9 protein-coding genes are annotated in these 11,609 nt (G+C 37.8%); 7 read left to right on the top strand and 2 right to left on the bottom strand.

Going from position 1 to position 11,609, the window contains the following annotated elements; translation table 11 throughout:
* A partial coding sequence (locus A4R26_RS35325; protein ID WP_207625670.1) for a hypothetical protein occupies nt 1-262 on the top strand: 262 nt, incomplete at its 5' end.
* 10 nt (nt 263-272) lie between these two features.
* Here A4R26_RS35325 and A4R26_RS03890 read toward each other — a convergent pair.
* Nucleotides 273-881 carry a hypothetical protein gene (locus tag A4R26_RS03890; RefSeq protein ID WP_133054529.1) on the bottom strand — a complete coding sequence of 203 codons (609 nt, stop codon included), beginning with the start codon at nt 879-881 and terminating at the stop codon, nt 273-275.
* A gap of 679 nt (nt 882-1,560) precedes the next feature.
* Here A4R26_RS03890 and A4R26_RS03885 point away from each other — a divergent pair.
* From A4R26_RS03885 to A4R26_RS03860, 6 genes are all read left to right on the top strand, one after another.
* Nucleotides 1,561-2,136: an RNA polymerase sigma factor gene (locus A4R26_RS03885; protein ID WP_081160737.1), complete on the top strand. Its 576-nt coding sequence runs from the start codon at nt 1,561-1,563 to the stop codon at nt 2,134-2,136.
* 222 nt (nt 2,137-2,358) lie between these two features.
* On the top strand, nt 2,359-3,585 hold the full coding sequence (locus A4R26_RS03880; RefSeq protein ID WP_081160733.1) for a FecR family protein: 1,227 nt from the start codon (nt 2,359-2,361) through the stop codon (nt 3,583-3,585).
* 50 nt (nt 3,586-3,635) lie between these two features.
* A complete protein-coding gene (locus tag A4R26_RS03875) occupies nt 3,636-4,235 on the top strand; it encodes an RNA polymerase sigma factor (protein WP_133054528.1) in 600 nt (199 codons plus the stop codon).
* A gap of 397 nt (nt 4,236-4,632) precedes the next feature.
* Nucleotides 4,633-8,001: a SusC/RagA family TonB-linked outer membrane protein gene (locus A4R26_RS03870; protein WP_081160724.1), complete on the top strand. Its 3,369-nt coding sequence runs from the start codon at nt 4,633-4,635 to the stop codon at nt 7,999-8,001.
* A gap of 32 nt (nt 8,002-8,033) precedes the next feature.
* Nucleotides 8,034-9,473, top strand: a complete 1,440-nt coding sequence (locus A4R26_RS03865) for a RagB/SusD family nutrient uptake outer membrane protein (protein ID WP_165760136.1) — start codon at nt 8,034-8,036, stop codon at nt 9,471-9,473.
* A gap of 22 nt (nt 9,474-9,495) precedes the next feature.
* A complete protein-coding gene (locus tag A4R26_RS03860; RefSeq protein WP_133054527.1) occupies nt 9,496-10,965 on the top strand; it encodes a thioredoxin family protein in 1,470 nt (489 codons plus the stop codon).
* A gap of 265 nt (nt 10,966-11,230) precedes the next feature.
* Here the strand turns inward: A4R26_RS03860 and A4R26_RS34745 are convergent, their stop codons facing one another.
* On the bottom strand, nt 11,231-11,374 hold the full coding sequence (locus A4R26_RS34745) for a hypothetical protein (protein WP_165760135.1): 144 nt from the start codon (nt 11,372-11,374) through the stop codon (nt 11,231-11,233).
* Between the last annotated feature and the right edge of the window lie 235 nt (nt 11,375-11,609).

The raw sequence follows: 11,609 nt of genomic DNA, 5'->3' as shown, positions 1-11,609 counted from the left end.
TAATAAATGCTGTCAATGGTATAACCTGGTGCAATATACTAAAAAAGGGAAAAATGGCCCGAATACATTCTATATTAAGAATAACCATTCCTGCTCCCTAACTTTTCAGCATGATCCCAAACTAATGCTGGTGCCAGGTACGCAAATGCATATCGTAACATTCCTGTTCGTGTGTTTTGAATCGGTTTTATTCTTTTATTTGATAATCTATAACCCGAAATCAGGTTTGGTGTTGCTGTCACTCCCAGTTCGAAATAATTGACCAATGTCAATTATTTGATGTGCTTAGTATTTTGCGCCTTTCCCGTCTTTCGCTTTTTTTGTAACTGGTACCATGCCGCAATAGGGCGGATAAATATATCATCGCCGGCATGGCCATGAGTGGGGCGCCCGGCTTCGATGTAAGCCTGTTTTAATGCCCAAAGGGGTTTATATTGGGGATCATATAAAAATGCTTCAGACGAGGGGGCATCCTCTCCTTTAGGGATACCAAAACTATAATCAGGATCGTGTGATTGTATATAGGCTTTCCAGAGGATGTGCGCCAATAGCCAGTTGTTATACCCGTTCACATAACTGTCCACCAGGTTTTTCGCTTTACCCGGGAGCTTTTTATGAAGCGCCTTTTTTTCGCGGTTGCGGATGAGTTTCTTCTCGCAGATCAAACTAAAAATTGCTGCACCGCTTATGTTGTGTTCATCCAGGAGGTCGCTTATTTCGTCTACAGATTGCTCAAAAGCCTTTTTAATTAATGCGTCCAGGAAGGGAACAACATTGTTCCTGTTCCCACTTCGGTCAATGATATGCGTAAATAAGACAATAAATTCCGTTTCAATGCAAAAAGCAGGAAACCGGAATGACGGGTGTTTCCCCAAATCCATTAAAATATTGAGTTCTTGTAAGGCCTTATTGCTGGTTAAAGAGATCGGCATAGGAAAAGGTTAATCGTTCGTAAACGCCATTTCAATTTACTCAATCAACGTGCGTAGACAAAATAATTCCCCAATTATTAAATAATCAAAATGTTGGGGAAGGTGTAGATAATATGTATTTTAAACCAAACTAGTACAAGCGATGAGGTTCTACGTATAATTTGGCTGCGAGTCAGCATCTGTTTTAGGGTTAGTAACGGCTGATTTTATGAATTAAGAATAATTATATATAACTTATTTTCCAGTTTGGACTATAGGATGCGATCACTGAATTTATTTGGAATATGCGTTAATCCTTGTATATCTGGCTAAATAGTTTTAAATTAAATACGATATTTGAACGGCATTTAATTCCTTCCTCGCTGTAGTAGGGAAACAGTAAGGAAATACAAGTATTCGTGGAAAATTTTATTTGTTGATTTCTTTGCAAAAAAGATTTTGCCTCTCTATCTTTCCTTATCTCAACCTTAGCCTGAACCTAAACGATACTTGTTCATCCATTAGACCTGTACTCCATACATCACTCTTTTTGTTCAACAGTATTACAGTAAAAAAATCAATGAACCTATTCTGAATGCTAACCCGGGTTAGGTTCAGGAATATTTATTGAAGCAGGAAGCAAAGGACTATGATGCAACTTGACTTAGATTCATTAAAGAAGGGGGACCAGGCCGAATTCAAGCGATTATTTGATGATCTGTTTCAGCATGTCTGGCTTTACTCCTGGAGAATAACCAGGGATAAGGATGAATCTGAAGATATCGCAATACAGAGTTTTGCCAAAGTCTGGGAGAAAGTAGAAGATTTTAATTCGGTTAACGAACTTAAAAAGTACGTCTATGTCACGGCTAAAAATGCCAGCATCAATTATCTCCACAAACTCAAAACACAAAAGCGGTATCAGGATCATTTGGCCCATGTTCCCACAGTTGAAGAGGCAAATGCTATAGAGGTATTGACCTACCGGGCAGCCTTAATTGAGCGATTGTACCAGGAAGTGGAGAACCTGCCGACACAATGCAGGGAGACGTTTAAACTATGTTATTTTGAAAAGATACCGCGCAATGAAGTGGCCAAGCGATTGAATGTGACCATCGATACGGTCAACAGTCAATGCCAGATTGCGATGAAGAAATTAAAAGCCGTATTTGGGAAAACGGATCTTGCCTTTATTATGCTGCTTATCGGCTTGTGCGACAATTGAAAAAAAAATCTCCAAAAAAAATCCAGGAATTCTTTCACGTTTTTTGTCACCATCTTGTTTTAATAATAGAAGGTTAATTAAGTGTTAACCGAAAATGAATTAATTGTAACGTTTTTATCTGGTTAATCCTGATTTTGGTTAAAGGCTGGATTAGTTTTTATCATTCGACTAAAGAGTGGAAGGGCATCCTGCATCCAATCTCTATCGAAAAACTATAAGCCCATGCGTGACGAACATTATTTAATAGCTGAGTTATTACAGAAATACCCTGACCTGAACCAGGAAGAAAGGGAACAATTCAACCAATGGTTGGAACAAGGAAACAATAAGGAATTCTTCAACCAGATCCTTGACAAAGAAATTTTGGAAGAAGAATTACGCCAATTGGATGAACTTAAAATTGAGAGCGAGCAGCGGGGAAGCTGGGAAAAGTTATTGCAGTTTCGGGTAAAACCGCAAAAGTTAAATACAATTTGGTTGAACAACTGGAAGATGTATGCGGCCGCTGCCTCAATCATAACGATCTTGGGTGTTGGCGGTTTGATCTGGTATAAGTCGCAAAGGGTGAATAACCAGGTGGTGCAGGTGGAAGAGAGTAAGGCACCTATAATAACTGATGCGGATCCTGGGCAATTCAAAGCCAGGTTGACGTTGGCAGATGGTTCTACGGTAGTGCTCGATACGGCTACAACAAAGCAACTGGCACAACAGGGCAGTGTACAGGTTCTTAATAAGGATGGAAAGCTGGTCTATCAGCAAGGAGGAGAGGCCGGATCTGATGAAGTATTATATAATACCCTTCAGACTACCAAGGGACAAACTTATGCCACTGTACTGGCAGATGGTAGCCGCGTTTGGTTAAACTCCGAAAGTTCCATTCGTTATCCGGTGGCTTTTCGAGGCTCTGAAAGAAAAGTTTTTATTACCGGGGAAGCCTACTTTGAAGTAGTGCCTTCATACCTTAAAGACAAAGATGGAAAAGGGGGTAAACAGTCCTTTAAAGTTGAAGTAGGCAACATGGAAATTGAAGTCTTAGGAACACATTTTAATATCAATGCTTACGCGGACGAGGACGTATTAAGAACAACATTACTGGAAGGAAAAATTAAAATCATAACCGGTGGTATTTCAACGATGCTGGCTCCCGGTCAGCAGGCACAGCTCAAACGGGGAACCAGTTTTTTACAAGTGACCGATAATTCCGATGTAGAGCAAGCGGTGGCTTGGAAAAACGGATATTTCCAATTTGGTGATGATGACCTGAAAACGGTTATGCGCCAATTGGCCAGATGGTACGATGTGGAAGTAATTTACCAGGGCGGTGTAAGCAGCGATACCTATGGCGGAAGAATTAATAGGAACAGTAAAGCATCTGAAGTGCTGACAATATTAGAGCGAAATAGAGTGCATTTCAAGATTGAAGGTAAGAAAATCATTGTAACACGGTAGGGAATAAGAAATTGTTTTCTTTTATCGAACTAATCAATGACTGCATATTTATGAAAACGAGTGAGGCCTATAATTCTCTTCTATATAAGAAAATACTTGATGAGGAATTTAGTAACACCTACCGGCGATGCAAAGGGAAGATCGAACGCAAGGCTTTTTACCTGACTGGTTCAAAGCAGCAAACGGAAGATATTGTTCAGGAGATTTTTTTAAAGCTGTGGTTAAAATGGCCGGTTCTCAGTATCATGCCGGAAGACAATTTGGAGGATTATATTTATGCAATGGTGAGGAACCATGTTCTTAATATTCAGAAGAAAGAAAAAAGATTACGAAAAAAATGGACGGATTATAGAGAAGTAAAATCTAATCACTATTTGCCCGATGAAATGGTATTAGCGGAAGGACTTAAAATATATAACGAGGCAATCGATCAATTAACGACGAAAGAAAAAGAAGTGTTTTTATTGTATGACAGTGATCTTGGACGATTGGCAATTGCTGCCAAAATGAAGCGTTCAAAGAATACAATCAACAATCAACTGAACTCTGCCTTCAGAACGGTTAGAAGCTATTTAAGTAAGAAATTAGATTTGGCAATTTGCTCAGATAAACGTAGGAAGTGTTTGCGTGCTGCAGTGCAGGCAAACTGATAGAGGTGATAAAATGCATTAACAAAGCAAAGCCCTAAAGTGTTCTTACTAATTAAACATAAATTTCTTTACCATTACCAATACGGGGAGGAGGCTTACAGGCGGAAAAAGTAGGACCTCCTCCTAAATCGGGAAAAAGGTAGAATATATAATTTGGACATACAGTTGTTTAAAAGCTGTGTTTAATTATAATCTTATTTGAAATCATTCCTATGCCCTCTGAAAAACATCCACCAATCTTACCATACTTGCCACATACTGATAACCATTGAACCAGCACCTTTGAGTGATCACCTTATAAAACATCATGCCGGCTGGTATCCGGCATGACTAAAGTAAGGTCATTCAAAAATCAAGCGACACTCGATTTATTATTTAACCCTACAATGGCAAATTTATGCAAGATTTTGCTACGGGCCAAGCTACTGCTATAAGCAGCGGTTTGCCAAAACTAACATGCTCTTATTTAAAAAAAAATGTCTCGCCGCAGGTGGGGCGAATTATGAGACTGACAGCTATTTTATTATTAACGGCATGCCTCCATGTGAGTGCTAAGGGAATAACTCAGACGGTTTCTCTTTCTGAGAAAAACGCTCCGTTGGTGAAGGTTATGAAAGAAATAGAGCAACAAACAGGCTATGCTTTCTTTTATAAGAGCCAATGGCTGGTAAAGGCAAAGAAGGTGACCATTGAGGCAGAGAAAATACCGCTACAGCAGGCGCTTGATATTTGTTTTAAAGATCAACCATTTACATATGTGATTTCTGGAAAAAACATAAGCATTGAGCCAAAGGATAACAGTTCGGCTGAAAGAAAAGTTCCTCCACTAATTGATGTGAGAGGAAAGGTTGTAGATTCCAAAGGTGAGCCTGTATCAGGGGCAACAATATCAGTACAGGGAACCAATAAAACAACTCTTACCAATGCCGATGGATCTTTTACTTTGACAGGTATTGAAGAAGATGCCGTAATTGTAATCTCCCATATACAATATGAAACAGAAAATATTACTCTTAATGGCCGCAGCCTGGTTAACGCTACCTTACAAATAAAAATTAGTGGCCTTGATGAATTACAGGTGATAGCGTACGGTACAACTACCAAACGACTGAACACCGGAAACGTTAGTACAGTAAAATCCTCTGATATTGCCAAACAACCCGTTAATAATCCTTTGTTGGCATTGCAAGGTCGTGTACCTGGTCTTATTGTAACCCAACTTTCAGGACTGCCAGGAGGTCCTGTCTCAGTCCAGATCAGAGGTCAAAACAGTATCGCCAATGGGAATTTACCATTGTATATTGTAGATGGGATTCCTTACACTCCGCAATTACTTACGGATGCCCCAAATATAATTGGAAATGGTAACCCTTTTAATTACATCAATGCATTCGATATTGAATCCATCGAAGTATTAAAGGATGCGGACGCTACAGCTATTTATGGTTCAAGAGCTGCAAACGGAGCCATACTAATCACTACGAAAAAAGGTAAGGCCGGAAAATCAGTTGTTGATGTGAATGTACAAACTGGTTGGGGGAAGGTGTCCAGGTTTATGGATTTAATGAACACTCAGCAATATCTTGAAATGAGACGTGAGGCTCTTAAAAATGACAACATTACTCCAACAACTTCTAACTCGCCTGACCTTTTATATTGGGATACGACCCGCTATACCGATTGGCAAAAAGAATTGATAGGTGGCACCGCAAACTGGCAGGATGTACAAGCCTCTCTTTCTGGAGGTAATAATAATACTCAATTTTTCATTGGTGGTAGTTATCATAAGGAAACAACTGTTTTTCCGGGGGATTTTGCTGATAAAAAAGCATCCTTGCATTTTAACATATCAAATACTTCCCTAAATCGCAAGTTTAAAGTTTTACTCACAGGAAATTTTGTTTCTGATAATAATCGTTTACCTGGCAGCCAGGATTTAACGGGAATCGCAATGACTTTGGCACCAAATGCACCTCCGCTCTATAAGGCGGATGGTTCTTTGAATTGGGCTCCATTGACCAATGGTGCGGCTGGTACATGGACAAATCCGCTTTCGTATGTCCACCGGCCGTATAAGAATTTGACGAATAATTTAATTATGAATTCTGTTATAAGTTATCAAATACTCCCTGGTTTAGAGATTAAAAATAGCGCCGGATATACGAATCTCCACACTGACGGTTTTCATGGAGTACCTTTTCTTTATTTTGATCCAGTGAGATGGCCTATTAGGGGTAATGATCTAAGATCCGCACAGTATTCAAATAACACTATTCGCTCCTGGATCATCGAGCCTCAATTAAATTATTCGAAAACTCTTGGGCAGGGAACTTTGTCTTTACTGATAGGTTTAACGATTCAGCAAAATAATACGAGTGGAAGTGTAGTAAGTGGCCAAGGCTATACTTCTGACATGGTATTAGAAGATATTAAATCAGCTTCCGCCGTCACAATCAGTTCATCTACAAACTCCACATACAAATACAACGCATTATTTGGGCGTCTGAACTATAACTGGAAAGAAAAATATATCGTTAATTTAACTGCTCGTCGTGATGGCAGTAGCCGGTTTGGACCGGAAAATAGGTTTCACAATTTTGGTTCGGCTGCAGTTGGATGGATATTTTCCAAAGAAAAGTTTCTATCGAACACTTCTTCCGTGTTAAGTTTTGGGAAATTGCGTTTAAGTTATGGCACGACTGGCAACGACCAGGTTGGTGATTACAGTTTTCTTAATTTATATAATCCTACAAACGTTGGCATACCTTATTTAAGCACCAATGGTCTTTTAGTACAAGGCCTGTATAATCCTGCATTACAATGGGAAGAAACTAAGAAAGCGGAAGTAGGGTTAGAACTGGGGTTCATTAAAGACCGAATTTTATTGTCATCGAGCTATTTTAGAAATCGTTCATCAAATCAGTTAGTTTCTTATGGGTTACCAAGTACGACTGGTGCAAGTTCTATAAGCAAGAATTTGCCTGCTACAGTTCAAAATTCGGGTTTTGAAATAACTTTAAATACGGTGAATCTGAAAAGGAAAGCCTTTTCATGGAACACTAATATTAACCTAACAATCTACAGAAATAAATTAGTTTCTTATCCGGATTTCGAAAATTCTACCTATGCAAATCGATACCTTATTGGTAGATCTCTGAATATAATTAAACTATATCGCTTTGCTGGTGTTAATCCAACTACCGGTCTTTATGAATTTTATGATAGCAAAGATAATATCGTATCAATTCCAGATAGCAAAAATGATGCAACGATTATATTAGATCGTAACCCAAAATATTACGGTGGAATTCAAAATAGTATATCCTATAAGGCATTTGAATTGGATTTTCTTTTTCAATATGTAAAACAAACAGGTATTTCCTATGAACCTGGATATTTACCAGGTTGGTTGAATCAAAATCAACCAGTGACGGTTTTAAATCGTTGGCAGAAGCCAGGTGATAACACAACAATTCAGAAATTCTCATCGGGCTTTTCTATATTCTTCCCTTGGGCTCTATACTCTGGAGGTGACGCTGCATATACAGATGCCTCTTATTTCAGATTGAAGAACTTGTCCCTATCATGGCAAATGCCTAAAACATGGTCAAATAGATTAAAGCTCGATGTGTGCAGATTTTATATACGTGCCCAGAATCTTTTGACCATTACAAATTATGAAGGCGGTCTTGACCCGGAAACGATGAACGTTTCAACGTTACCTCCGCTGCGCACAATTACTTTCGGAATTAATATCAAGCTATGATTTATTGCATTGATTTTTATAAAAAATTATTTATGAAAACAAAATATAACTATTTGACTTCATTGAGAAAAATGGTCGGATTTCGATTAGTGATTATTTTGATGCTGCAACTAACATTTACACCATCATGTAAGAAACTTGTTGAAGTAGAAGCTCCTGTTACTGGTGTTAATGCAGATAATGTGTATCAAAGCGATGCAACAGCATCAGCCCATTTGGTGGGTATATATTCCAACTTGGGGGGATTATTAAACGGGGCGTCGGGTATATCAGTGCAAAGTGGGCTTTCCGCGGACGAATTAAAGCTTTGGAGCGGCTCTACAGATGCTAAGCATAAAGCATTTTATCAGAATGCTTTAAATAATAGTTCTAATCTTACCAACTGGTCGGCTTATTATTTTTGTTTGCTTCAGGTCAATTCTGCAATTGAAGGATTAACCAGTTCTACTAGTTTAACTCCTGGTGTAAAATCACAGTTGCTGGGCGAGGCGAAATTTGTAAGAGCATTCCTATATTTTTACCTGGTAAATTATTATGGTGATGTGCCATTAATACTTACAAGTGATTATAGGATTAATTCGACTATTGGACGAACTGTAAAGAACCTTGTTTGGGATCATATTATTGCTGATTTAAAAGACGCTCAAACGTTGCTTACTGATAAATATGTAGGAGCAAATGTTTTAGTCAATTCAACTGAAAGATCACGTCCCAACAAATGGGCGGCTACAGCGTTGCTTGCACGATCTTATCTGTATACGTCTCAATGGGCAAGTGCTGAAATAGAAGCCACTGCTGTAATTAATAACACTTCATTATTTGATACGGTATCAATTTCAAACGGTGTGTTCAATAAAAATAGCAAAGAGGCAATTTGGCAATTACAACCGACAAATACAAATCAAAATACAGGTGACGGAAACACATTTATCTTGCAAAATTCACCAAATAATTCTCAACCATTTTATATAAACAATGCTTTATTGAATGCTTTTGATAGTGCCGACAAAAGAAAAATTGGTTGGGTGGGAAAATTTGTTTCTGGTGCGGATACTTTTTATTTTCCGTATAAGTATAAAATATATCAATCTAGTTCTTTAATGGAATACCTCATGATCCTAAGACTTGGTGAGCAATATTTAATAAGAGCAGAGGCAAGGGCCCAGCAAAATAAATTAACCGAGGCTAGAAATGATCTTAATGTCATTCGAGCAAGGGCAGGACTACCTAATGTCACAGCAGATGAAAAGGCAAGTTTATTGGCTGCTATTTTACAGGAACGGCGTGTTGAATTATTCACTGAATTAGGACACCGCTGGCTGGATTTAAAGCGCACTAACAATGTTGATGTCATAATGGCCATTGTTACTGTTCAAAAGGGTGGAACCTGGGAATCAACGGATCAATTATATCCACTTCCACTTGCCGATTTGCAGAGGAATTCGAATCTGAATCAAAACCTTGGATATTAAAATGGCCAATTAAATCTTTTATTTGGAAAGAGGTAACATTCAAAAAATGCCCAAAAAGTACTATCTAAAAGCTCTATTTGTCATGAAGCAATTATTGTATGTTTTTATATTCATTCCTTTTATGTGTGGGGCACAGGAAGCTCAAGGAATTAAGTTTGAAACAACCTTGCGAAGTTGGAAAGATGTTTTGATGAGGGCTAAAGCCGAAAACAAATATATTTTTATTGATTGTTTTACTACGTGGTGCGGTCCTTGTAAAGTAATGGATAATCAAGTGTACACATCAAAGGAAGTCGGGAATTTTTTTAATGTGAAGTTTTTGAGCCTAAAAGTTCAAATGGACAGAACAGAAAAAGATGATCAATACACGATGGGGTGGTATGGCGACGCTGAATTTATTCAGAAAAACTTCAATGTTTTTGCTTTTCCCACATTTATTTTTCTTGCGCCAGATGGTAGCCCCCTGCATAAAGCTAGTGGATTACTTAATCCTCAGCAATTTATTGCATTGGGAAAAGATGCACAGAATCCAAAGAAGCAATTTTACAAAATGCTTGCTGACTTTAAACCAGGTGTAATGGACACTTCTGAAATGAAAGGGATTGCCAGGGCTTTGAGATTCTCAGGCAGCGAGTTAGCCAAAAAAATTGCAGAAGATTATTTAAATAGAATCCCTGCTTCAATCTTAAATACTCCGGATAATTTAAAGTTTTTAAAAGAGTTTAAAGAAACAGATAAGGCTATGGCAATAGCTTTAAAATATATTAAAGAATTGCCAGAGGCGAAACTGTTTACCAGGGATAATATTGAATTTGTAGGGGAATTTATTAGAAATACTAAATCACTACCTTTTAAAATATTTTACGAGAATTCAGAAAAGATAAATGCTAAGATGAATGATAAAGATTATGTTCAGAATACAATTACACCTACTATAATGAGGGAAATGTTTTTCATTCCTTTAGGTATTCCCGCACGTGATACTGTGAGAAAAGGAGGTATTGTACATCAACCTGATTGGGGTTCATTACTAGCAACCATATCTACTAGGTTTAATTCCTATTATGCAGATCGGATAACTATGGATGCAAAAGTTTGGTGGTATTCGATGACAAAAAATTGGGAAGAGTATAGTAAGGCACAGATAAAAAAAATAGATGCAACGTATACAAAAAAAGATCTTAATGATCCCGGTGTTTGTTGGAATCTTAACAATGATTGTTGGTATACCTTTGAAAAAGCAACGGATACAGCTATTTTAAAGCGGTTGGCTTATTGGATGGAAGAATCATTTAGACACGACCTTGCAGGAGCTACCTTTTATACTTATATGGATACTTATGCCAACATTCTTTATAAACTTGGTAAAAGGGAAATTGCCTTGGTATGGCAGGAGAGAGCTGCAAAACTTAGACCTGAGGATCCGGAAATTGTTGGAAATCTTAACAAAATGAAAAACAACGAACCGACTTGGTCTGTTACTTCGAAATGAATTTCAAAGTATCGACAAGAATCAAGTAATTTTCATTCTCTCTTAAAATTAGAAAAGGTGCAATTTAAGTATGAAATACAAAGCTTTAAAAAGTAGGAAGGTGGCACGAGCGGTTATAAGACATCGCTTTTAAGAGATCATTTTAAATGGGAACTATTGAAGAGGCAATAGTTCCCATTCGTTTTTAAAAACCATCTTCAATACCTTTTAATCTTGCTTGCACATGTGATACCATCCATTTTCTACTTTGGCGCAGGTTTCCCTTTTAAAAAATGATTAAGAAATTGGGAATACGACTGGTATATTCCAATGCATCTTTGCCTTCATTTACCACGCGCCCCTCATCATATTGCCCGCACTGCACCAGGTTTTTTGTGTAATGAATATCGGGCACAAAAAAAATAGCCATTGCTTAAATAAGGAATATAAAGGAAGAAAATAATATCGAATCGCTACTTCTCTGTATCAAATCGCTACTCTATCTTTTGTAATTTACAATTGGTATATAGAACCAATCCGGATTCCACATTTGAGGTTGTAGCCTGCCAGCCTTGATTGTGGACAATTAAGGCTGGCATTAAATTCAATGGAAAGTTTAGCTTTTTGTATTAAGAAGCAATTCAATTATGAAAAAAGCAAAAGTT

Source organism: Niastella populi, assembly GCF_002078015.1.
GTDB lineage: Bacteria > Bacteroidota > Bacteroidia > Chitinophagales > Chitinophagaceae > Niastella > Niastella populi.
Note: the sequence above shows the minus strand (reverse complement) of the source record. Positions and strands in the feature narration are given on the sequence as shown.